Source organism: Roseinatronobacter alkalisoli (assembly GCF_028745735.1).
Lineage (GTDB): Bacteria > Pseudomonadota > Alphaproteobacteria > Rhodobacterales > Rhodobacteraceae > Roseinatronobacter > Roseinatronobacter alkalisoli.
In genome coordinates this window covers 68,269-90,811 of record NZ_JAQZSM010000009.1, presented here as the reverse complement: position 1 = coordinate 90,811, position 22,543 = coordinate 68,269, and the positions used below count along the sequence as shown (strand labels likewise).

Here is a 22,543-nt window from a genome sequence, read left to right as displayed (position 1 = left end):
CAAATGGGAGGTGACGAGCAGTGCGCCAGTCGTTACAGCCCTGTGCATGGCACAAGAACAAGAGATACCGACCATGCATGTGACCAACCTGACCCATCTTCAACGCCTGGAGGCGGAAGCAATCCATATCATGCGTGAAGTGGTCACGCAGGCCGACAAGCCCGTTATGCTGTATAGCGTCGGCAAGGACAGTGCCGTGATGCTGCATCTGGCGAAAAAAGCCTTCTATCCGGCACCGCCACCCTTTCCGTTATTGCATGTCGATACGACCTGGAAATTCCGCGACATGTATGCGCTGCGCGACAAGGCGGCCCGCAAGGCTGGCATGCAATTGCTGGTGCATCAAAACCCCGACGCGGTGCGTCAGGGCATCAACCCCTTCGATCATGGCGGGTTGCACACTGATATGTGGAAAACCGAAGGGCTGAAACAGGCCCTTGACCTGCACGGGTTTGACGCCGCTTTCGGGGGCGCGCGCCGGGATGAAGAGAAAAGTCGCGCGAAAGAGCGGATTTTCAGCTTTCGCACGGCCAGCCATCGTTGGGACCCCAAAAACCAGCGCCCCGAATTGTGGCGTACTTATAATGCGCGCAAGAACAAGGGCGAATCGATGCGCGTCTTCCCGTTGTCGAACTGGACCGAACTGGACATCTGGCAATATATCCATCTGGAAAATATTGAAATTGTGCCGCTGTATTATGCCGATGAACGCCCGACCGTCACGCGCGACGGGCTGTTGCTGATGGTCGATGATGACCGCTTTGCCCTTGCGGATGGGGAAGAACCGGTGATGCGGTCCATCCGGTTCCGGACGCTGGGCTGCTACCCGCTGACTGGCGCGGTCGAAAGCACCGCGAAAACCCTGCCGGAAATCATTCAGGAAATGCTTCTGACCACGACATCCGAACGCCAGGGCCGCGCGATTGACCATGATCAGGCCGCGAGCATGGAAAAAAAGAAGCAAGAAGGCTATTTCTGAGGGGCATGACGCAATGAACGAGATTTACAAGACCGATGCGCTGATTGCCGAAGATATCGACCAATATCTGGAAACGCACCAGCACAAGACCATGCTGCGCTTCATCACCTGCGGGTCGGTGGATGACGGGAAATCAACGCTGATCGGGCGGTTGCTGTATGACAGCAAGATGATTTTCGAAGACCAGCTTGCAACGCTGGAGGCCGACAGCAAACGTGTCGGCACCCAGGGCGAAGCGATTGACTTCGCGCTGCTGGTGGACGGGCTGGCGGCCGAGCGCGAACAGGGCATTACAATCGATGTGGCGTACCGGTTTTTTGCGACCGAAAAGCGCAAGTTCATCGTCGCCGACACGCCGGGGCATGAACAATACACCCGCAATATGGTGACTGGTGCGTCAACCGCGGATCTGGCTGTGATTCTGGTTGATGCGCGCAAGGGCATCCTGACCCAGACGCGGCGGCACAGCTATCTGGCGCATCTGATCGGCATTCGCCATATTGTGCTGGCCGTCAACAAGATGGACCTTGTGGGGTATGACCCTGCTGTGTTCGACAGGATCGTGGCTGATTACCGCGATTTTGCCCAAAGCATCGGGATTGCAGACTTCACGCCGGTCCCGATTTCGGGCCTGGCGGGGGATAATATCACCACCCGCAGCGACAATACCCCCTGGTATGATGGCCCTGTGTTGCTGGAACATCTGGAAGCGGTGGAACTGAACCAGACCGCCGAACAGCTGAAGCCGTTTCGCATGCCGGTGCAGTGGGTGAACCGCCCCAATCTGGATTTTCGCGGTTTCGCGGGCACCATTGCGACCGGGCAGGTGAAGGTGGGCGATGATGTGCGCGTGCTGCCATCCGGCAAGACGACGAAAATTTCGCGCATCGTCACCATGGATGGCGATCTGGACATGGCCGTGGCGGGGCAGGCGGTGACGCTATGCTTCGCGGATGAGATTGACTGTTCGCGCGGGCAGGTGATCACGGCTGCGAAAAAACCTGTCGAAGTGGCCGACCAGTTCGAAGCGACTGTCATCTGGATGGAAGATGACGACATGGTGCCCGGCCGCGCCTATTGGCTGAAAATCGGCCCGCAAACCGTCAGCGCGGTTGTTGCGCAGCCTAAATACCAGATCAATGTCAATACGATGGAACATCTGGCCTGTAAAACGCTGGATCTGAACGGTATTGGCGTGGCGACCCTGACGACAGACCGCGAAATCCCGTTTGAGCCGTATACCGAAAGCCGTGATCTGGGTGGTTTCATCCTGATCGACAAGATGACCAACCGCACGGTTGGCGCGGGTCTGCTGAATTTTGCGCTGCGCCGCGCGCAGAATATCCACTGGCAGGCAACGGATATTTCGCGCGAGCATCACGCCGCCATGAAGAACCAGAAGCCGCTGGTCTTGTGGATGACGGGTTTGTCGGGGTCGGGGAAATCGACCATCGCCAATCTGGTGGAAAAGAAACTTGCGCGCATGAACCGGCACACATTCCTGCTGGATGGGGATAACGTGCGCCATGGTCTGAACAAGGATCTTGGCTTTACCGAAGCGGACCGTGTTGAAAACATCCGCCGGGTGGGCGAAGTGGCCAGGCTGATGGCCGATGCCGGGCTTATCGTGATCACGGCCTTTATTTCGCCGTTCCGGTCGGAACGGGACATGGTGCGGGGCATGCTGCCTGCGGGCGAGTTCGTCGAGGTGTTTGTGGACACTCCCCTGGAAGAGGCCGAAAAGCGCGATGTGAAGGGCCTTTATGCGAAAGCGCGCGCCGGGGAGTTGAAGAACTTCACAGGGATCGATTCCCCTTATGAAGCGCCCGATGCGCCTGAAATCCGCATCGATACCACGCGCATGTCCCCGGAAGAGGCCGCAGATATGATCATTGCCAAGCTGATCCCGTGATCTGCGCATTATAAACGACAGGGCAGGGCGGGAATGCTGCCTTGCCCTGTCGCGCCGCTTGCACCCCCCGGCCCATCCCGCTAAACCGCGCATGAACGCCCCCCCGTTGTATCCCTGTGCAAGCCGGAGCCATCATGTCCGAAATCGATCTGGAAACCGCGCGCAAGGTCGCCCATCTGGCCCGTATTGCCGTGCCCGATGAAAACCTGCCCGCGCTGGCGCAAGACCTGTCGCGCATTCTGACCTTCATGGAAGAACTGAACGAAGTGGATGTCGAGGGGGTGGAACCGATGACATCGGTGACGCCGATGCGGCTGAAACGTCGTGCAGATGCGGTGACCGATGGCGGTATTCAGGCGCGTATCCTGTCGAATGCCCCCGATGCACGCGAAGGGTTTTTTGCAGTTCCGAAGGTGGTCGAATGAGCGATCTGAACAAACTGACACTGGCCGATGCGCGCGACCGTCTGCGCGCGGGTGACGTGACCTCGGTGGAGCTGACCGAAGCCTGCCTGCGCGCGATTGATGGCGCGGACCAGTTGAACGCCTTTGTGCATAAAACACCTGATCTGGCGCTGGAACGCGCGAAAGCGGCGGATGCACGCATCAGCGAAGGCGATGCGCCCGCAATGTGCGGCATTCCTGTGGGCATCAAGGATCTGTTCTGCACCGAAGGCGTGGCGTCGCAGGCCGCCAGCGGCATTCTGAAGGGCTTTCGCCCCGAATATGAATCGACCGTCAGCGGGCAGTTGCGCGATGCGGGCGCAGTGATGCTGGGCAAGCTGAACATGGATGAATTCGCCATGGGGTCCAGCAATGAAACTTCGGTCTATGGCAATGCGGTCAACCCGTGGAAAGTGGACGGGCGTGACCTGACACCGGGCGGGTCATCGGGCGGGTCGGCGGCTGCGGTCGCGGCGGATCTGTGCCTTGCCGCCACGGGAACCGACACGGGCGGGTCCATCCGCCAGCCTGCGGCATTTACCGGTACAGTCGGGATCAAACCCACCTATGGCCGGTGTTCGCGCTGGGGGATTGTGGCCTTTGCGTCCAGCCTTGATCAGGCGGGGCCGATGACGAAAACCGTGCGTGATGCGGCCATCATGCTGCAGGCGATGTGCGGCCATGACCCCAAGGATTCGACCAGCGCCGATTTGCCGGTGCCGGATTTCGAATCAATGCTGACAGGCGACATTCGCGGCAAGAAGATCGGCATTCCGCGTGAGTATCAGATTGATGGCATGCCCACAGAGATTGCGGCACTTTGGGCACAAGGGGCCGATATGCTGCGTGATGCGGGCGCGGAGATTGTGGATATTTCGCTGCCGCACACGAAATACGCGCTGCCGGCCTATTACGTGATTGCCCCTGCCGAAGCGTCCAGCAATCTGGCGCGCTATGACGGGGTGCGCTATGGCCACCGCGCGAAACTGGCCGCAGGCGACGGCATTACCCAGATGTACGAAAAAACCCGCGCCGAAGGGTTCGGGGCCGAAGTGCAGCGCCGCGTGATGATCGGCACCTATGTTCTGTCGGCGGGGTTTTATGACGCTTATTACAACCGTGCGCGCAAGGTGCGCAGCCTGATCAAGCGCGATTTTGACACTGTGTTCGCGGATGGGATTGATGCGATCCTGACCCCGGCAACCCCGTCTGCTGCATTCGGTCTGGGGGAAATGGCCAATGCTGATCCGGTGCAGATGTATCTGAATGACGTGTTCACTGTGACGGTTAATCTGGCCGGTCTGCCGGGCATTGCCCTGCCTGCCGGACTGGATGCTCAGGGTCTGCCGCTGGGTCTGCAACTGATCGGCCGCCCCTGGGAAGAAGGCGAATTGCTGAAGACTGCACATGTTCTTGAGGGGGCCGCCGGATTTGTTTCCAAACCCGCGAAATGGTGGTAAGTTCCGGCAAAATGATCCGAAGGCATAAATAACGTGACACGCTATGTACTTGTTCCCGCTGTGGCCCTGGCCGCGTTGATCACGCTTGCAGCGTGTGACACGGCGCCACCTTATTCCAACGTGGTTGACACCACTGGCCGGGGTGTCGGTTTCAGCGATTATGCCCAGTATATGCGCGCGCAGGAAGAATTGTCGCGCATCCGGCGGCAACAGGCCGCGCAGGGGCAGGTTGCCGGGCGCGCAGGGCCGCAATTCGCGCCCCAGCAGCAAAGCACCCAGCAGGCGGCGGCAGGCGGCGCTATCGGTGCCGAAGCGGTCGCGGCCGTGCGCGGGCAGCCCGTACAGCCAACACCGGTGCAGCAACAACCGTCCGGTCAGTTCCAGACCGCCGACGCGGCGCCGCAACAGCAGGCACCGGCCAGCAGCAGTGCAGGCGTCAGTGATCAGCAATTCACCCCGCAACCCTTTGGCACGCCCCAGCAAAACCGCGTTGTGACGCGCGACCATGTTCCGCAGGTGCGCGTGTCACAGGATGAGATCGGCACAGGTGACGGGCCGAACCTGTTTGTCTATGCGCTGTCCACGCGCCACAATGTGGGCGAGCAGCGCTATACCCGCCGCCACCCGCTGCGCTGGCAGCGCTGGGAAGCGGCCTGTTCGCAATTCGCAACGCAGGATCTGGCGCAGGATGCGTTCCTGATGGCGGGCGGACCGGAACGTGACCCCAACCATCTGGACCCTGATGGCGACGGATTTGCCTGCTGGTGGGACCCGACCCCGTTCCGGCAGGCCGCAACGACTGTGCGCGCGCGCCAGTAGCGCGCCATGGGGGCAATCTGGCACCCATCGTCGAATTACGGGCCGCGGCGCAATGGCGCGCGGCCTGAACTGATTGTCCTGCATTATACCGGCATGCACAGCACTGCGGCCGCCCTTCAGCGCCTGTGCGACCCGGAATTTCAGGTTTCGGCCCATTACCTGATATCGCCGCAGGGCGATGTCGTGCAGATGGTGGCAGAGGATCAGCGTGCCTGGCATGCTGGGGCGGGACTATGGTGCGGCAAGGGCGATGTCAATTCGCGCTCCATCGGGATTGAACTGGCCAATCGCGGGGATATGCCGTTCCCGAACCCGCAAATGACTGCGCTGGAAAGCTTGCTGGGTCAGATAATGGCGCGCTGGCAAATCGCCGCTGTCGATGTGATTGCCCATTCCGACATGGCCCCCGACCGCAAGGAAGACCCCGGCGCGCGTTTCGACTGGCGGCGTCTGGCGCTTCAGGGGTTGGCATTGTGGCCCGAAGGGCAGGGGACGGACCGCCCGCTTGGCCCCAGTCTTGATGCGATCGGCTACCCTGATGCGGCATCGGACAAGCGCCTGCAGGCATTTCGTCTGCGCTTCCGGCCTTGGGGGCAGGGACCGGAATGCGCGCAGGACCGGATGCGCGCGTCAGCCGTGGCAGACGGGTTCAGTGCCGCGCGGCGGTAGGGGCTGCTTTTGCATATCAGAGAATGGTATGTCCCAAAGGCGCGGAGCCAAGGGCGAAGCCTGGCCCGCGCCACCGGTGGGCCGTCCCGCGGCCTGCCGGTTCCGTTGGTGCTGATTCAAGCCTTGGAGCTTAGGATTATGACGCCTGCATAAAGTGAACCCCTTCCACGTGGGACCGGCAGACCCCGGCCCACCGATAGCGCGGGCTTCGTGCGCGACATCGGCCATTTCATGCTGAAAGAACCACCCCAAGACAGCCCCATTCCCCCTTATCAGTACAGTGCCTTCAACGCAGATGGCGTAGCGCGCGCGACAGATCGTCATGCAGCGTTGCGCGTTCGTCGGGGCTGAGGAACCGGCCGAGTTCGACCTCGCGCCCGCCACCGCCGCCGCCGCCGCCCTCGCGCAGAGTCAGATAGTTTTCCACCGGCCCGCCCTTTTCCTGCAACGAAATCCGTACCCAGAACGGGTTGGCCTGCCAGTGCTGCGCGGGGCGGTGGGGCGTTACATGGGTCAGTTCAAACGCATCGCGGGTCAGGCGCAGGGTTTCATACAGGGTTTCGCGTTCGCTGCGGTTGCGCATCAGCGCATACCACAGCGCCCAGAGCACCAGCCCCATAAACGGCAAAAGCCCCCATAGCACCGGCGTTCCCAGAACAGCGATCAGGGGCAGCGCAAGGAACAACGCGCTGATGCTGATAACGCGGACAAAGCCACGGTTTCCCATGGAAATATTCGGCCGCAGGTCCAGCCGGTATTCGGCCCCGGCCGCGCTGGTCAACGCAAAGGCCCCGGGCGCAGTGCCCGGGGCCTTTGGTGTTATCGTCCAGTATGCGGGCATGATTTATGCCATGCCTCCGGGTGTTAATGCGCGGGTGCCCTGTCCCAGTCCGCGCGCTTGGGAAGCTGCTCGAACGTGTGTTCGGGCGGGGGCGTGGGCAAGGTCCATTCCAGCGTATCCGCATGTTCGTTCCAGTAGTTCTTCTCGGTGATGCGCTGACCGTAGCGCAGCGTGTAGAAGACGATACCGATGAAGAACAGGAAGGATGCGAAGCTGATGAACGCCCCGATGGAACTGATGTAGTTCCACAGCGCATAGGCTTCGGGATAGTCAATATAGCGACGCGGCATGCCCTGACGGCCAAGGAAATGTTGCGGGAAGAAGGTGATGTTGGCGCCGATGAACATTGCCCAGAAATGCAGCTTGCCAGCCCATTCGGGGTATTGCCGCCCCGACATCTTGCCCATCCAGAAATAGATACCCGCAAACAGCGCGAATACAGCGCCAAGCGACATCACATAGTGGAAATGCGCGACCACATAATAGGTGTCATGATAGACGCGGTCGATCGGTGCCTGCGACAGGACCAGACCGGTCACACCACCCACGGTGAACAGGAACAGGAACCCGAAGGCCCATAGCATCGGCGTTTCAAACGACACCGACCCACGCCACATGGTTGCAATCCAGCTGAAGATCTTGATGCCTGTGGGCACCGCAATCACCATGGTTGCCATCATGAAATAGGTCTGCTGCGACAGCGACATGCCCACAGTGTACATGTGGTGCGCCCAGACGATGAAGCCCAGAACCGCAATCGCGATCATTGCCCAGACCATTGGCATATAGCCGAAGATGGGCTTGCGCGAGAAGGTCGCGATAACATGGCTGATGATGCCGAAACCGGGAATGATGATGATATACACTTCCGGGTGGCCAAAGAACCACAGGATGTGCTGATACAGGATCGGATCACCGCCACCTGACGGATCAAAGAAGGTGGTGCCGAAATTCCGGTCGGTCAGCAGCATGGTGATGGCCCCGGCCAGAACCGGCAGCGCCAGCAGGATCATCCATGCGGTGATGAAGATTGACCATGCAAACAGCGGCACCTTGAACAGGGTCATGCCCGGTGCGCGCATGTTCAGGAACGTGGTGATGATGTTGATTGCGCCCAGAATGGACGACGCGCCCGACACATGGACCGCGAAAATCGCAAGATCCATGGAATAGCCGGCTTCATTTGTCGAGAGTGGCGGATACAGAACCCAGCCCACACCGGACCCAAGCTGGCCATTGCCGCCCGGCGACAGAACCGATGCGACTGCCAGCGCCGAACCTGCGACAAACAGCCAGTAGCTGAGGTTGTTCAGGCGCGGGAAGGCCATGTCCGGGGCACCGATATGCAGCGGCATGAAATAGTTACCGAAACCACCGAACAGCGCCGGGATCAGCACAAAGAACATCATCAGGATGCCATGCGCCGTGACCAGCACGTTCCAGATATGGCCGTTGGGCGTACAGTCACTTTGCGCGGTCAGGCTGGCGCCTTCCATACACATGTACTGAACACCCGGTTCCATCAGTTCCATGCGCATGTAAACCGAAAAGGCCACTGCGATAAAGCCGACGATGCCGGCGGTAAAGAGATATAATATCCCGATATCTTTATGATTCGTGGACATGAACCAGCGGGTGAAGAACCCGCGGGTGTCTTCGTGCCCGTGATCATGGGTGGCTGCGTCGGCCATTGGCTACTCCAGTTCCCGGTTCCTGCCGCGTTGTCCGCGACTGCTTTCCCTCGTAAGCGGGGGGCTGTCCCCGCCCGCGCGTAATCCGTGCTGAATGGTCAGACAGGGCCGACCACGCCAGATACGGCATATGGTGGTTCTAGAATGTGACATGCGTTTGGGCAACGTCAATATGTCGCAATGGCGGGTTTTTTTGATCTGGATCAAGGCGCCTGCGACATGATGACGCGCGACTCAACCGCACTTTTGCGGTGTGTCGCCAAAGACCTGCGCGAAAGCCTGTTGCAGCGCCAGATCCACGTCTTCCAGTGTCACCGGCAGACCCAGATCCACCAGTGACGTGACGCCATGATCGCGTATTCCGCAGGGGATGATTCCGTCGAAATGGCCAAGATCAGGTTCCACATTGATGGACAACCCGTGAAAGCTGACCCAGCGGCGTAGCTTGATGCCGATTGCTGCAATCTTGTCCTCGCGCGGGGTGCCGTCAGGGGCAGGGGGCTTGTCGGGGCGCACAACCCACACACCCACACGCCCTGCACGCCGTTCGCCGCGAATGCCGAACTGGTCCAGCGTGGCGATGACCCAGTCTTCCATCTGGTGGACAAAGCAGCGCACATCGCGCCCGCGCCGGTTCAGGTCCAGCATGGCATAGGCGACCCGCTGGCCGGGGCCGTGATAGGTATACTGCCCGCCGCGCCCTGCCTGAAATACCGGAAACCTGTCGGGTGCGGTCAGGTCTTCGGGGCGGGCGCTGGTGCCTGCGGTATAAAGGGGCGGGTGTTCCAGCAGCCAGACCGCCTCAGCGGCGTCGCCTGCGGCAATTTGCGCAACGCGGTCCTCCATGGCGCGCAGGGTCGCGGTGTAATCCGAAAGCCCGGGCAGGTTGCGCCATTCGACGGGGGTGGTGGTCATGCGGTCCTCTTGCTGTGGCGGCAAAAAAAGATGGGCCTGCATGGAAACTCGCGCTAAAGTGAACGAATGTCATTTTCAGCAGGAGCATTCCAATGGTTGCCAGATACAGTTTATTAGCTGCGCTGTCTATCAGTGTCGCCGCGTTCCCGGTCCAGCAAGCGCAAGCGCAGGAAGGGATCGTGGGCGGCATTATCGGCGGGATTATTGGCGGTGCCATCGTCAATGACCAACGCAACCGCCAACAGCGCGTGCAGGTACAACGAACCGCGCCGCGCGCCGCCGTCAACACCGCGCAGCGCGAACAGAACCGGTCGGTGCAGACCGCGCTGAACCATTTCGGCTGGAATGTGGGCACACCGGATGGCGCGATCGGGCCACGCTCCCGCGCAGGTATTTCCGAATATCAGGTATTTCTGGGTTTTGCGGGCACTGGCCAGTTGTCGGAGTTTGAACGCAACATCCTGCTGACCGCGCATCAGCGTGCCATTTCCGGCGGGCCGCAGGTGGCGCAGACCGTGTCCAGCCATCCCAACGGGTTGCGCGGGCTGGTCATGGTGGTGCGCGATGAAATGTCGGGCCGCAGCCCAACGCAAAGCGCGGGCAATTACGGCCTGCCCGCCGCCGTTGCCACTGCGGTTGATGAAATCGCGGCCTCGTCTGACCCAAGTGCGATGCAACTGGTCCAGCGCGCCGGGTTCATTCAGCTTGCGGATCTGAACGGGGACGGGCGCACGGATTATATTCTGGATACATCGGTGACGGGCAGTGCCTTCTGGTGCAGTGCGCAGGCCTGCACGGTGCAGGTGTTCGTATCCACCCCCGAAGGCTATGTCCGCAATGATTTTCAGGCCTTCAATGTGACGCCCGCGATGTTCACCTGTACGCGCGGCGCATGTGAACTGGGTGCGCAACAACAACCGGTGACTGTGGCCGCCCCCCAACCAGCGGTTCCCGCAGCGCCATCCCCCAGCACCGAAGTTGCGCTGTCGGTGCCATCGGCGCAGCCCGCGGCACGCAATCCGGATTCAGAGGCTGCCGCCGCAGCTGCGCCCGCAATCCCGAATTTCTTCGGGACCGCGCAGGCAGAGCGTTCGCTGGTGTCGCATTGTGACCGTGTGAACCTGCTGACAAATGCCAATGGCGGCTTTACCACGCGCGATACCATGACCGATCCTGCGATGGTTCTGAACGAACAATTCTGTCTTGCGCGCACCTATGCCATGGCAGATGGCGAAGACCTGATTGCGCAGGTGCAAGGCGTGAGTGCGGCGCAGATCACAGAACAGTGTCTGGCCTTTGCCCCGTCGCTGCAGCCGTTTGTGTCTGCCCTGTCGGTTCAGCCGCAGGCGGACGTTATGGCGTCGGTCAGCGCATTCGTGCTGCAAACCGGGATGAGCCCGCAGCAATTGACGGATACGGCGCGCATTTGTCTGGCGGTGGGGTATCGTCAGGACAAACTGGATGTTGCCCTTGGCGCGGCACTGTTGCTGGCCACATTGGGCGAACGTGCCTATGGCGAGTTAATGGGCCACCATCTGGTGCAGGGCTTTGGCGCCACCAAGCGCGAGGATCTGGCGCTGGCATGGTATGAGCTGGGGTTTGACCCTGCAAAACGCGCGGTCTTTGCGCCCACGCAGCCTGAACGCGACAGCCTGCTGCGCGATGCTGTATTCGGCCAGGTGCCGCAACAACCCGACGCCACCGCCACGGACGTGGCCCTGCCGGTTTTCGTGATCCCGCAAGACTGATCCGGCGCAGAAAGAACAGTACAATAGTGAAGGGCGCGCAGTCACTTGCGCGCCCTTCTGTCAGGGCCAGCGCCGCTTTCGTGAATTCTGCGCGTTTTCCCCCTTCACAAGCGCAAGGTGACCGAGTATTACGCCGCCACCAAGTCATGTGCGGTCGTGGCGGAATTGGTAGACGCGCAGCGTTGAGGTCGCTGTGGGGTAACTCCCGTGGAAGTTCGAGTCTTCTCGACCGCACCATTTATCTGAAGCCTGTGAATCCAGTTTTGCGTCATATGCCGGTTCCCGGGGTGTGGCGGCAGATGCGTATATGGCAATATGGTTGCTTCCCTGCCTGATAGGCGGTGAAAACGACCGCAAATTAAGCATTTTGCCGGAATTATTACTGATTTTTTGCTTATTCCGACGCCTCTGTAGTTACTGGTTGCAATGTTGGAAATCGTTGGTTTTACTGGTGTCATGAAAAGAGCGGGATACCGCCGACACACGGGGAGATCAGCGTGAGCGCATCTGAATCGCGCGACGGATTTGTCGTATTTGATGGCGTCCAGAAAAGCTATGACGGCGAAACACTGGTGGTCAAGGATCTGAACCTTTCGGTGGGAAGGGGGGAGTTCCTGACAATGCTCGGCCCGTCCGGGTCCGGCAAAACAACCTGCCTGATGATGCTGGCAGGGTTTGAAACAGCAACACATGGCGAAATCCTGCTTGATGGGCGCCCGATCAATTCGGTGCCGCCACATAAGCGTGGCATCGGCATGGTGTTCCAGAATTACGCGCTGTTTCCGCATATGACAGTGGGAGAAAACCTGTCCTTTCCGCTGGAAGTGCGGGGAATGGGCAAGTCCGACCGCGAGAAGAAGATCATGCGCGCGCTGGACATGGTGCAGATGGGCGCCTTCGCCAATCGCAGGCCTGCGCAACTTTCGGGTGGACAGCAGCAGCGTATTGCGCTTGCACGCGCGCTGGTGTTTGAACCCGAACTGGTGTTGATGGATGAACCGCTGGGCGCGCTGGACAAGCAATTGCGCGAACATATGCAGTTTGAAATAACCCGCCTTGCGCATGATCTGGGGATCACCACTGTCTATGTGACCCATGACCAGACCGAAGCGCTGACCATGTCCGACAATGTTGCCGTGTTCGATGACGGGCGCATCCAGCAACTGGACCCGCCGGATGTGCTGTATGAAGCGCCACGTAACAGCTTCGTTGCGCAGTTTATCGGCGAAAACAACACGTTGGATGGCGTTATTAAAGAGATAAGGGGCGAAACCTGTATTGTTGAGCTGGATGGTGGCGAGGTTATCGACGCCAAACCTGTCAATGTGAACAAGGTTGGTGAACGGACCACTGTGTCCATTCGTCCCGAACGGGTAGAGTCCAACAAGGACCGGTTGGGCGCCCACGCCCACACCATCAAGGCCGAGGTGAAGGAATTCATCTATATGGGCGATGTGTTTCGCACGCGCCTGAAAGTGGCCGGAAACGAGAATTTCATCATGAAAACCCGCAACGCGCCTGATCAGGTGCGGCACAAGCCGGGTGACATGATCGAAATCGGCTGGATGCCGACGGATTGTCGCGCGCTCGACCACGCCTGACGCGGTATGCGCGGCCAATATTTGTATGGACCGGGGACGGGACAACATAAAAAACGCCAGAGTATATCTGGCGCGATTAACTAACCAAGGAGGTTATCTATGTCATCGACAACAAAACTGTTCGGTCTGAGTGCCGCTGCCAGCGTTCTGGCGCTGAGTGCGGCTGCGCAAGACCCGGTTTCGCTGACCATCGTATCATGGGGCGGCGCATATACCGCCAGCCAGCAACGCGCTTATCATGATCCCTATATGGAAGCGAACCCACATGTGACCATCAACAATGACGACGGGTCTGCCAACGCGCTGGCCGGTCTGCGGGCGCAAAGCCAGGCGGGCAACGTGACCTGGGATCTGGTCGACATGCTGCCGTCTGATGCGCAGCTTGCCTGTGACGAAGGCATCATCATGCAGATCGACCATGATGAAATGCTGGCCGCTGCACCCGATGGCACGCCTGCCAGCGAAGATTTCCTTCCCGGCAGCCTTGGGGAATGCTTCATTCCGCAGATCGTGTATTCAACTGTGCTGACCTATCGTCCGGGCGCATTCGAAGATGGTGCGCATCCGGCCAGCATCAATGATCTGTTTGATGTCGAGAACTTCCCCGGTCGTCGCGCACTGCAGGACCGTCCGGGCACGAACATGGAATGGGCGCTTTATGCCGATGGCGTGGACCCCGAAGATATCTATGACGTGCTGAGAACCCCTGAAGGTGTGGACCGCGCTTTCGCGAAACTCGACACGATCAAGGACCACATCATTTTCTGGACCGAAGGCGCACAGGCACCGCAGCTTCTGGCGGATGGCGAAGTTGCCTTTGCCACCGGCTATAACGGCCGGATGTTCGAGGCCATCGAGGTCGAGGGCATGGATGCTGCCATCATCTGGGATGGTCAGGTCGTGGAATGGGACGGCTGGGTTGTGCCCGCAGATGGCCCGAACATGGAAGTGGTGATGGACTATCTGCATTTCGCCACCGACACCCAGCGTCTGGCAGATCAGGCGAAGTTCATCAGCTATGGTCCGGCGCGCGCATCATCGGCTGAACTTGTCGGCGAGCATGCTGATCTGGGAATTGACATGGGCCCGCATATGCCCACGAACCCCGACAACTACTATGCGCCAATCGTGCTGGATAATGATTTCTGGGTCGATTACGGCGATGAAATGCGCGAGCGTTTTGCAAACTGGATGCTGCAATAATCTGCGTATCCTGAACAAACCGGGCGCGCGGTACCGCGCGCCCGGTACGTGACCGGCTGTCCTGCCTATGCTGCAAGGAAATTACTCATGTCTCAGGCCGATGCGACCCTAACTGCGCCGCCACCCGCCCGCCGCGAAAAACTGGTCACCGCGGATGGAACGCCATTGCGCAGGGCGCTTGAACGTGCGAACCGCCGCCGCAAACTGACCGCGCTGGCGCTGGTGGCACCGTTGCTTGCCTTCATTTTGATTTTCTTTGCTTTTCCTATCGCACAGATGATGTGGCGGTCGGTTGATAACCCGCAGATCGTCAATGCATTGCCGCGCACCCTTCAGGCGCTGGAAACATGGGACGGGCAGGGCATACCTGATGAACCTGTCTTTGCCGCGCTGCATGCCGACATGTTGGAAGACCTTGATCGCCCGCGCCGTGAACAGGCGATCGGTCCGCTTGGCATTCGCCTGAACTATGAACTCAGCGCGGCGCGCAGTGCAATTTCGCGCACCTCGCGTGATGTCCCGAATTTCGAAGCCCCGTTTTCCGACGCCTTCACGGATGCCCACCGCCTGTGGGGCCAGCCGGAACTATGGCGCATTATCAAGCGCGAAGGCCGCCCGCTTACCGCATCCTACTATGTCGCGGCGCTGGACCGCGAATATGACGAGGCCGGAAATATCGTGCAGCGCGATGAAAACCGGCGGATCTACGTCTCGTTGTTCGGGCGCACATTGGCGCTGAGCCTTGCAATTACCTTCATGACCTTCGCGCTTGGTTTCCCGATTGCCTATTTCCTGGCGAATCTGCCGATGCGCTATGCCAACCTGCTGATGATCGCGGTGCTGTTGCCCTTCTGGACATCACTTCTGGTGCGGACATCTGCCTGGATCGTGCTGTTGCAACAACAAGGTGTCATCAATGAACTGCTGGTCAATATCGGGCTGATTTCGGACGGGAACCGATTAAACATGATCTATAACCAGACCGGCACGATCATAGCTATGACGCATATTCTGCTGCCCTTCATGGTGTTGCCGCTGTATTCGGTCATGCGCACCATACCCGTCACTTATACCCGTGCGGCCAAAAGCCTTGGCGCCACGCCGTGGACCGCGTTCCGCCGTGTGTATTTCCCTCAGACATTGCCGGGAATCGGGGCAGGGGGCGTGTTGGTGTTCATCATTTCCATCGGCTATTACATCACGCCCGCGCTTGTGGGTGGCCAGTCGGGGCGGATGATCTCCAATGAAATTGCACGTCATATCCAGCAATCCCTGAACTGGGGGCTGGCGGCCGCACTTGGCACGATGCTGCTGGTGGGGGTTCTGGTGCTGTATTGGCTGTATAACCGGCTTGTCGGCGCTGACAGCCTGAAACTCGGGTAAGGGGGCAACGACATGGCACTTCCCGCATATTATACCGCCAAGGACAAGATCTGGCATTACGCCTTCCGGGTGATCTGCTTTGCGATCTTCTTCTTCCTGCTGGCGCCGATTCTGATCATGATCCCGCTGAGTTTCAATGCGCAGCCCTATTTTACCTTCACGCGGGAAATGCTGACACTGAACCCGGATGGGTATTCCTTGCGCTGGTATCAGGATTTTCTGGGGTCTGACAGCTGGATGCGGTCAATCCGCAATTCCTTTGGTATCGGGATTGCGGCAACCCTGCTGTCCACATCGCTGGGAACATTGGCCGCACTTGGTCTGTCGCGCTCGGAAATGCCCGCCAAGGCGCTGATCATGGGCGTTCTGATTTCGCCAATGATTGTGCCACTGATCATTTCGGCTGCGGGGATGTTCTTCTTCTTCTCCAGCATCAATATCGCACAGACCTATCTGGGTGTCGTGCTGGCACATGCGGCGCTTGGCACCCCCTTTGTCGTGATCACGGTCACAGCGACCCTGGTCGGGTTCGACCATTCCCTGACGCGGGCCGCGGCCAATCTGGGCGCATCGCCGACGCGCACCTTTTTCAAGATCACGATGCCACTTATTCTGCCCGGCGTGATTTCGGGCGCACTCTTTGCCTTCATCACTTCATTTGATGAAATTGTCGTGGTGTTGTTTGTGGCCGGCGTTGAACAGCGCACCATTCCGCGGGAAATGTGGTCCGGTATCCGCGAGGATATCAGCCCGACAATTCTGGCAGTGGCAACCATTCTGGTCATGGTGTCGGTTGCGCTGTTGACTGTGGTTGAACTGCTGCGCCGCAGGGGCGAACGGATGCGCGGCCTGTCCCCGCAATAAACTGGCGCAGGTTGAGGGATAAGGCGGGAACCGGTTTTCTGCTTCGATGACCTGCACCCTCAACCGGCGAAGGCCGCGCGCATTAACGCAAAGATTCGCCAGAGCCTTTGCTGCGCACAAGTGGAAAGCTTGTCGCCATGTTTGCCGAGAATAATGTGGCCGGACCAAGCCCAATCTGCCGGGGTGAACGGGGGTCGCGGAAGTACCAGCGCCGCGCAGATCATTGAAATCTTGGTGACCCCGGCAGGATTCGAACCTGCAACCTGCCCCTTAGGAGGGGGCTGCTCTATCCAGTTGAGCCACGGGGCCAGCGCGCCCTGCAATACCCCTTCACGCGGCGCTTGTCACGGGGGGGCGGCTTCGCTCTTGCTCATTGTTGTCATCAGGCGCTAACATCACATTATCCAGACACTTGCAGGATTACCGATTTGCCCCCTTATCTTCCCCCCGAAAGCCACCGGCCGCTGACGCTGCGCGATGTTTCCGAAGCCAGCGGTGTCAGCGAAATGACTGTCAGCCGCGTGTTGCGCAACCGTGCCGATGTGTCGCCTGCAACGCGTGACAAGGTGCTGGCTGCGGCCAAGGCGCTTGGCTATGTGCCCAACAAGATTGCCGGTGCGCTGGCCAGCCAGCGGGTTAATCTGGTGGGGGTGGTCATACCGTCGCTGGCCAATATGGTGTTTCCCGAAGTGCTGGGCGGGATTTCAACAGCGCTGGAAGATTCGGGGCTGCAACCCGTTTTTGGCGCGTCCGATTACAAGCTCGATCGTGAGGAAAACGTCATCTATGAAATGCTGTCATGGCGGCCTTCGGGGATGATTGTGGCAGGGCTAGAGCATACCGATGCCGCGCGAGCCATGCTGGCAAATGCCGGTATTCCGATTGTCGAGATCATGGATATTGACGGCGAGCCAATTGATGCTCTTGTCGGTATTTCGCACAAGCGGGCGGGCCGCGAGATGGCACAGACCATTCTGGCCGCGGGCTATCGCAGGATCGGGTTTCTGGGCTCGAAAATGCCAGATGACCACCGCGCGCGCAAACGCCTGGAAGGTTTTGCCGAGGTTCTGGCCGAGGCAGGCTTGCAGCTTGCAGATACCGAACATTACGCGGGCGGGTCATCTCTGGCCAAGGGGCGCGAGATGACACAAGCGATCTTGAAGCGCAGTCCAGATCTGGATTTTCTGTATTACTCCAATGATATGATTGGGGCAGGGGGCCTGCTGTTTTGCCTGGATCAGGGGATGGACGTGCCCAATACAATCGGGCTTGCAGGGTTTAACGGGCTGGAAATGCTGGCGGGCTTAAAAATGCGGCTGGCCACCACTGACGCGTGTCGCCATGAAATTGGTCGGAAAGCGGCCGAGATCGTGTCCGGGGTCAGCGATGACGGCATCATCGGTGGCAAACGGATCGAGCTTGCGCCCCGGGTCGAGCAAGGCGACACCATCCGCAAAGCCTAGCAGACCTGCACGTCCCACCAGCCGGTGCCGGTTTTCGGGTCGATATAGACAATGATCACATCGCCGACAGGGTAGGCTGCAAGCTTGTTATGGCTTGCCATCATCGAGCGCCCCTCGGCCCCTGTCGCGTCGCGCCATTCCAGCCTGTATTGTTGCTGTTTGTTTATTTCGGTATTGGTGCGCTCCAGCGCCGTGACACGCGCCTCGCGGATTTCACCATGGCGCAGGGCGCGGATGATCGACAGCTTGCGCCCCAGCATCCACCAGCCCAATCCCAGCGTGACCACAGAAGCGATTGCGCCGATCGTGCCAAAAATGATCAGCCCGATCCGGTCATGGCGCAGATCAACGCTGGCACGTTCGGGCTGTGTCCATGCATAGGTTACGGGAATGGACTGGCCTTCGCGCGCCCGGTCATACAGCCTGCGACTGACGCTTTGGCGTTTCTCGATCGGCTCGGCGCGGCCTTCGGCATTGTAGCGATAGCGCAGGTAATAGGACACGGTTTCCTTGCCATCCGAATCGCGCCGCCGTTCAATCTGGCGGGCAATCACCAGGGCGTCACCGCTTACCCCTTCGCGCGCCAGCAGCGCCACTTGCGCCCCTATGCTCAGGGCAATACCGCCGAATCCCAACGCAAAAACCAGTGGAAAGCCAAGCCAATACAGCCGCAGCCGCTTGATCAGATGCCAATAGGATACCGGTTTGCGTTGCATGGCCTTGCACCCGTGTTGCGCACTGCTGTTTTGCCTATCTTAACCCAAAGCACCGAACCCGCAAACCGTGCTGTTGCGGGGCTTTCCCTTGACCGCGCGGGGCGTTACATACGGGGTCAAACACGAAAAGCGGGGCCGGACAGATGGCGATGGACAAGAATTTTGATGCAAAAACCGCCGAGGCGCGCATTGCCGCGCTTTGGGAACAGGCCGGCGCGTTCAAGGCAGGTGCAAACAAGCGCCGCGATGACGCCTTCAGCATCATGATTCCGCCGCCCAATGTGACCGGCAGCCTGCATATGGGCCATGCGTTCAACAACACGCTTCAGGATATTCTGGTGCGCTGGAAGCGGATGCAGGGGTTCGACACGCTGTGGCAGCCGGGGCAGGACCATGCGGGCATTGCCACCCAGATGGTGGTGGAACGCGAACTGGCCAAGGACGGCAAGAAGCGCACTGATTTCACGCGCGACGAATTTCTTGCGAAAGTCTGGGAGTGGAAGGCGCAATCGGGCGGCACCATTATCGGGCAGTTGCAGCGGTTGGGCTGTTCGCTGGACTGGTCGCGCAATGCCTTCACCATGTCAGGGGCGCCGAATTGCCCGCCCGGCGAGGACGGCAATTTCCACGATGCCGTGATCAAGGTCTTCGTGGACATGTATAACAAGGGCCTCATCTATCGCGGCAAGCGGCTGGTCAACTGGGATCCGCATTTCGAAACCGCCATTTCCGATCTGGAAGTCGAGAATATCGAGACGGACGGGCATATGTGGCATTTCAAATATCCGCTCGCCGGTGGCGCGACCTATCGCTATGTCGAGAAGGATGCCGATGGGGCTGTGGTTGTCGATGAAATGCGCGATTACATTTCCATTGCCACCACGCGGCCCGAAACCATGCTGGGCGATGGCGCGGTTGCAGTTCATCCATCAGATGAACGTTATGCGCCAATTATCGGAAAACTATGTGAAATCCCTGTTGGCCCGAAAGAACATCGTCGTTTGATTCCCATCATCACCGATGAGTACCCGGACCCCGCCTTCGGGTCCGGCGCGGTCAAGATTACCGGCGCGCATGATGCCAATGACTATGGCGTGGCCAAGCGCGGCGGGATTCCGATGTACCGGTTGATGGACACCAAAGCGCAGATGCGCGCCGATGGTGCGCCTTATGCCGAGGCGGCTGAGATTGCGGGCGCAGTGGCGCGCGGCGAGCGGGTGCTGTCGGAGGCAGAGGCCGACGCGCTGAACCTTGTGCCCGACCATTTGCGCGGCCTCGACCGCTATGACGCCCGCAAGGCTGTGGTGGCGGAAATCACCGCCGAGGGGCTGGCGGTGATGACCCGCGCGGATGACCCGCGGCTGGGGCGCAAGCTGGGCGAGGACGATGATCCCGCAGAGCAGGTGCCGCTGGTTGAGGCGAAGAAGATCATGCAACCCTTTGGCGACCGCTCAAAAGTGGTGATTGAGCCGATGTTGACCGACCAGTGGTTTGTCGATGCCGAAAAGGTTGTCGGGCCTGCGCTGGATGCGGTGCGTGATGGCCGGGTGAAGATCATGCCGGAGTCGGGTGAGAAGACCTATTTCCATTGGCTGGAGAATATCGAGCCATGGTGCATTTCGCGGCAGTTGTGGTGGGGGCATCAGATACCGGTTTGGTACGCGGGCGATATTGGAGATGATGGTTTCATCAGACCTGCGTCCGAGTTGGAGCAACAGGGTTCATTCGATCATCCCTACGGTGCAAAATTCGGTCACATAACGCGCCAGTTTTGCAAAGGCACCCTAGAGGAAGTTTATGCCGAAGCTCACGCATACTTCTCGAAGAAACTTGGCGAGCCAGTAGAGATACAATTCGCGCGGTATGAACCGGATCTTGGTGCTTGGCATATGAAAAGGCCTGATCTCCCAGGAAAGCCCGGTGCAGTGATCGTGCGACTTTGGCGCGACCCCGACGTCCTCGACACATGGTTTTCCTCGGGCCTCTGGCCCATCGGGACGCTGGGCTGGCCGGAGCAGACGGATGAGCTTAAACGGTTCTTCCCGACCTCTGTTCTGATCACCGGGCAGGACATCCTGTTCTTCTGGGTCGCGCGCATGATGATGATGCAGCTGGCGGTGGTGGATGACATCCCCTTCCACCATGTCTATCTGCACGGCCTTGTGCGCGATGCCAAGGGTAAGAAGATGTCCAAATCGCTTGGCAATGTCGTCGATCCGCTGGAAATCATTGACGAATTCGGCGCGGATGCGCTGCGCTTCACCAATGCGTCCATGGCCAGCATGGGCGGGGTTCTGAAACTCGACACCCAACGCATTGCGGGGTATCGCAATTTCACCACCAAACTGTGGAATGCTTGCCGGTTCGCCGAAATGAACGGGGTTTGGGAAAACCACAGAACGCAAGCGGCCCCACCGCAAGCGCAAGCGACTGTCAACCGCTGGATCATGTCAGAAACCGCCAAAGTGCGCGAAACCGTGGATGCCGCGCTGAATGATTACCGGTTCAACGATGCCGCGAATGCGCTTTATGCCTTCGTCTGGGGCAAAGTGTGCGACTGGTATGTGGAATTCGCCAAACCGCTGTTTGACGGGGATCAGGCGCAGGAAACCCGCGACACCATGGGTTGGGTGCTGGACCAGTGCATGATCATGCTGCACCCGATCATGCCCTTCATCACCGAAGAATTGTGGCACCTGACGGGGGCGCGCGACAAGATCTGCGCGCATGCGGACTGGCCCGAGTATGGTGCGGAACTGGTCGATGCGGCCGCCATGCGCGAAATGAACTGGGTGATCGGGCTGATCGAAACCATCCGCTCCGCGCGGCAGCAATTGCGCGTGCCGGTGGGGCTGAAGCTGAACATGGTGCAACTGGACCTGAATGCAGACGGGCAGGCGGCGCTGGCGCGCAACATGGCGCTGGTGTCGAAACTGGCGCGGATTGCGTCATTGGAACAGGTCGATGCCCTGCCCAAAGGGTCCATTACCGTCGCGGTCGAAGGGGGCACGTTCGGGCTGCCGCTGGAGGGGGTGATCGATATTGCCGCCGAAAAAGACCGGCTGCAAAAGACACAGGCCAAGGCCGAAAAGGAACGCGCGGGCATTGAAGGGCGGTTGAACAACGCCCGGTTCGTGGCCAGCGCGCCGGAAGAGGTGGTGAGTGAAGCGCGCGAGAAATCCGCCCTTCTGGGGGAAGAGATTGACCGCCTTGGCCGCGCGCTGGCGCAACTTCAGGATATTGCCTGACAGATCAGGGGCAGGGGTTAACCCTCTGCCTCTTCCACGACGATTGTGCTGCGCGCATCCTCTGTCGGGGGGAAGGGCGTTGTGTTTTCAGCGTCAAACAGGCTGCCCAGGCGTTCGACTGCGGCCAGCAACATGGTCTGTTCCCAGCTTTCCAGTTTGCGAAACCGCGTGGTGAAACGTTCATGCAGCGGGTCGGGTGTCTGGTCCAGCAGGGCGCGCCCGGTATCTGTCAGGATAACCCAAATCGCGCGCCGGTCGGAATGACGGCGTTCGCGCCGCACCAGCCCGCGCAGTTCCAGCTTGTCAATCTGGGTGGAAATCGTGGCCTGACCAACGCCAAGCGCGCGCGCAATGTCGCGCGGCATTTCCTGCCCGTTGCTGGCCAGCGTATAAAGCACAAGCAATTGCGCCTGCGACAGGTTGGACGCCCGCGCCATCGCGCGGGCATTGCCGTCAAGCGCATGCATGATCCGGCGCAGCGCTATCAGCGTGTCAGAAGAACGGTCGGTCACGTCAGCCTTGCAGTTCTGGAATGGGTAACCGCCACATTGCCGCGCGGGATGCATAAGTTCAAGGCCCATCTTTATA

18 protein-coding genes and 2 tRNA genes are annotated in these 22,543 nt (G+C 59.6%); 14 read left to right on the top strand and 6 right to left on the bottom strand.

The annotated features are described in order from the left end of the window. Positions 1–46 precede the first annotated feature (46 nt). From cysD to PUT78_RS11460, 6 genes are all read left to right on the top strand, one after another. Complete coding sequence (cysD, locus tag PUT78_RS11485; RefSeq protein WP_274352407.1) at positions 47–979, top strand: sulfate adenylyltransferase subunit CysD; 933 nt, start codon at positions 47–49, stop codon at positions 977–979. A 13-nt stretch (positions 980–992) separates the two neighbouring features. Beyond that, positions 993–2,891, top strand: coding sequence for a sulfate adenylyltransferase subunit CysN (gene cysN / locus PUT78_RS11480; protein WP_274352406.1), 1,899 nt, complete (start codon positions 993–995; stop codon positions 2,889–2,891). Between the two features lie 134 nt (positions 2,892–3,025). After that, positions 3,026–3,316, top strand: a complete 291-nt coding sequence (gatC, locus tag PUT78_RS11475; protein ID WP_274352405.1) for an Asp-tRNA(Asn)/Glu-tRNA(Gln) amidotransferase subunit GatC — start codon at positions 3,026–3,028, stop codon at positions 3,314–3,316. Next, a complete protein-coding gene (gatA, locus tag PUT78_RS11470; RefSeq protein WP_274352404.1) occupies positions 3,313–4,794 on the top strand; it encodes an Asp-tRNA(Asn)/Glu-tRNA(Gln) amidotransferase subunit GatA in 1,482 nt (493 codons plus the stop codon). Before gatC ends, gatA begins: the two co-directional genes overlap by 4 nt. Positions 4,795–4,827: 33 nt before the next feature. Continuing rightward, positions 4,828–5,613: a hypothetical protein gene (locus tag PUT78_RS11465; protein WP_274352403.1), complete on the top strand. Its 786-nt coding sequence runs from the start codon at positions 4,828–4,830 to the stop codon at positions 5,611–5,613. Between the two features lie 6 nt (positions 5,614–5,619). Continuing rightward, complete coding sequence (locus PUT78_RS11460) at positions 5,620–6,282, top strand: N-acetylmuramoyl-L-alanine amidase (RefSeq protein ID WP_274352402.1); 663 nt, start codon at positions 5,620–5,622, stop codon at positions 6,280–6,282. Positions 6,283–6,568: 286 nt separating this feature from the next. Here PUT78_RS11460 and PUT78_RS11455 read toward each other — a convergent pair whose 3' ends face one another. The 3 genes from PUT78_RS11455 to lipB form a co-directional block, all read right to left on the bottom strand. Then, positions 6,569–7,123 (bottom strand): DUF2244 domain-containing protein, encoded by a 555-nt coding sequence (locus PUT78_RS11455; RefSeq protein ID WP_274352401.1) that lies wholly within the window; start codon positions 7,121–7,123, stop codon positions 6,569–6,571. 23 nt (positions 7,124–7,146) lie between these two features. After that, the gene (gene ctaD / locus PUT78_RS11450) at positions 7,147–8,814 is read right to left on the bottom strand and encodes a cytochrome c oxidase subunit I (protein WP_274352400.1); all 1,668 of its coding nucleotides are present in this window, start codon (positions 8,812–8,814) and stop codon (positions 7,147–7,149) included. Between the two features lie 234 nt (positions 8,815–9,048). After that, positions 9,049–9,729, bottom strand: coding sequence for a lipoyl(octanoyl) transferase LipB (gene lipB / locus PUT78_RS11445; protein ID WP_274352399.1), 681 nt, complete (start codon positions 9,727–9,729; stop codon positions 9,049–9,051). A 92-nt stretch (positions 9,730–9,821) separates the two neighbouring features. On the opposite strand from lipB, the gene PUT78_RS11440 reads away from it, so the two are divergent. The 6 genes from PUT78_RS11440 to PUT78_RS11415 all read left to right on the top strand — a co-directional run bounded on the left by PUT78_RS11440 (position 9,822) and on the right by PUT78_RS11415 (position 16,528). After that, positions 9,822–11,477 (top strand): peptidoglycan-binding domain-containing protein, encoded by a 1,656-nt coding sequence (locus tag PUT78_RS11440; RefSeq protein WP_274352398.1) that lies wholly within the window; start codon positions 9,822–9,824, stop codon positions 11,475–11,477. Positions 11,478–11,627: 150 nt separating this feature from the next. Continuing rightward, positions 11,628–11,714 (top strand) — tRNA-Leu (locus tag PUT78_RS11435). Between the two features lie 260 nt (positions 11,715–11,974). Next, a complete protein-coding gene (locus PUT78_RS11430; RefSeq protein ID WP_274352397.1) occupies positions 11,975–13,078 on the top strand; it encodes an ABC transporter ATP-binding protein in 1,104 nt (367 codons plus the stop codon). A gap of 99 nt (positions 13,079–13,177) precedes the next feature. Further along, positions 13,178–14,281, top strand: coding sequence for an ABC transporter substrate-binding protein (locus PUT78_RS11425; RefSeq protein ID WP_274352396.1), 1,104 nt, complete (start codon positions 13,178–13,180; stop codon positions 14,279–14,281). A gap of 87 nt (positions 14,282–14,368) precedes the next feature. After that, a complete protein-coding gene (locus tag PUT78_RS11420) occupies positions 14,369–15,664 on the top strand; it encodes an ABC transporter permease (RefSeq protein ID WP_274352395.1) in 1,296 nt (431 codons plus the stop codon). 12 nt (positions 15,665–15,676) lie between these two features. Then, complete coding sequence (locus PUT78_RS11415) at positions 15,677–16,528, top strand: ABC transporter permease (protein WP_274352394.1); 852 nt, start codon at positions 15,677–15,679, stop codon at positions 16,526–16,528. A gap of 232 nt (positions 16,529–16,760) precedes the next feature. Here PUT78_RS11415 and PUT78_RS11410 read toward each other — a convergent pair. Then, positions 16,761–16,837 (bottom strand) — tRNA-Arg (locus tag PUT78_RS11410). Positions 16,838–16,956: 119 nt separating this feature from the next. Between PUT78_RS11410 and PUT78_RS11405 the strand changes: the two genes are divergently transcribed. Beyond that, complete coding sequence (locus PUT78_RS11405) at positions 16,957–17,991, top strand: LacI family DNA-binding transcriptional regulator (RefSeq protein ID WP_274352393.1); 1,035 nt, start codon at positions 16,957–16,959, stop codon at positions 17,989–17,991. Here the strand turns inward: PUT78_RS11405 and PUT78_RS11400 are convergent. Further along, complete coding sequence (locus tag PUT78_RS11400) at positions 17,988–18,707, bottom strand: DUF3592 domain-containing protein (protein WP_274352392.1); 720 nt, start codon at positions 18,705–18,707, stop codon at positions 17,988–17,990. The two genes, PUT78_RS11405 and PUT78_RS11400, sit on opposite strands and share 4 nt — an antisense overlap. A 143-nt stretch (positions 18,708–18,850) precedes the next feature. Between PUT78_RS11400 and PUT78_RS11395 the strand changes: the two genes are divergently transcribed. Continuing rightward, positions 18,851–21,955 carry a valine--tRNA ligase gene (locus PUT78_RS11395; RefSeq protein ID WP_274352391.1) on the top strand — a complete coding sequence of 1,035 codons (3,105 nt, stop codon included), beginning with the start codon at positions 18,851–18,853 and terminating at the stop codon, positions 21,953–21,955. 17 nt (positions 21,956–21,972) lie between these two features. On the opposite strand, the gene PUT78_RS11390 is transcribed toward PUT78_RS11395, so the two are convergent. After that, positions 21,973–22,467 (bottom strand): MarR family winged helix-turn-helix transcriptional regulator, encoded by a 495-nt coding sequence (locus PUT78_RS11390; RefSeq protein WP_274352390.1) that lies wholly within the window; start codon positions 22,465–22,467, stop codon positions 21,973–21,975. Positions 22,468–22,543: the final 76 nt, after the last annotated feature.

Coding starts and splice junctions, on each gene's coding strand:
- cysD (WP_274352407.1), top strand. CDS start 47: ATGGCACAAGAACAAGAGATACCGACCATGCATGTGACCAACCTGACC.
- cysN (WP_274352406.1), top strand. CDS start 993: ATGAACGAGATTTACAAGACCGATGCGCTGATTGCCGAAGATATCGAC.
- gatC (WP_274352405.1), top strand. CDS start 3,026: ATGTCCGAAATCGATCTGGAAACCGCGCGCAAGGTCGCCCATCTGGCC.
- gatA (WP_274352404.1), top strand. CDS start 3,313: ATGAGCGATCTGAACAAACTGACACTGGCCGATGCGCGCGACCGTCTG.
- PUT78_RS11460 (WP_274352402.1), top strand. CDS start 5,620: ATGGGGGCAATCTGGCACCCATCGTCGAATTACGGGCCGCGGCGCAAT.
- PUT78_RS11455 (WP_274352401.1), bottom strand. CDS start 7,123: ATGCCCGCATACTGGACGATAACACCAAAGGCCCCGGGCACTGCGCCC.
- ctaD (WP_274352400.1), bottom strand. CDS start 8,814: ATGGCCGACGCAGCCACCCATGATCACGGGCACGAAGACACCCGCGGG.
- lipB (WP_274352399.1), bottom strand. CDS start 9,729: ATGACCACCACCCCCGTCGAATGGCGCAACCTGCCCGGGCTTTCGGAT.
- PUT78_RS11440 (WP_274352398.1), top strand. CDS start 9,822: ATGGTTGCCAGATACAGTTTATTAGCTGCGCTGTCTATCAGTGTCGCC.
- PUT78_RS11425 (WP_274352396.1), top strand. CDS start 13,178: ATGTCATCGACAACAAAACTGTTCGGTCTGAGTGCCGCTGCCAGCGTT.
- PUT78_RS11420 (WP_274352395.1), top strand. CDS start 14,369: ATGTCTCAGGCCGATGCGACCCTAACTGCGCCGCCACCCGCCCGCCGC.
- PUT78_RS11415 (WP_274352394.1), top strand. CDS start 15,677: ATGGCACTTCCCGCATATTATACCGCCAAGGACAAGATCTGGCATTAC.
- PUT78_RS11400 (WP_274352392.1), bottom strand. CDS start 18,707: ATGCAACGCAAACCGGTATCCTATTGGCATCTGATCAAGCGGCTGCGG.
- PUT78_RS11395 (WP_274352391.1), top strand. CDS start 18,851: ATGGCGATGGACAAGAATTTTGATGCAAAAACCGCCGAGGCGCGCATT.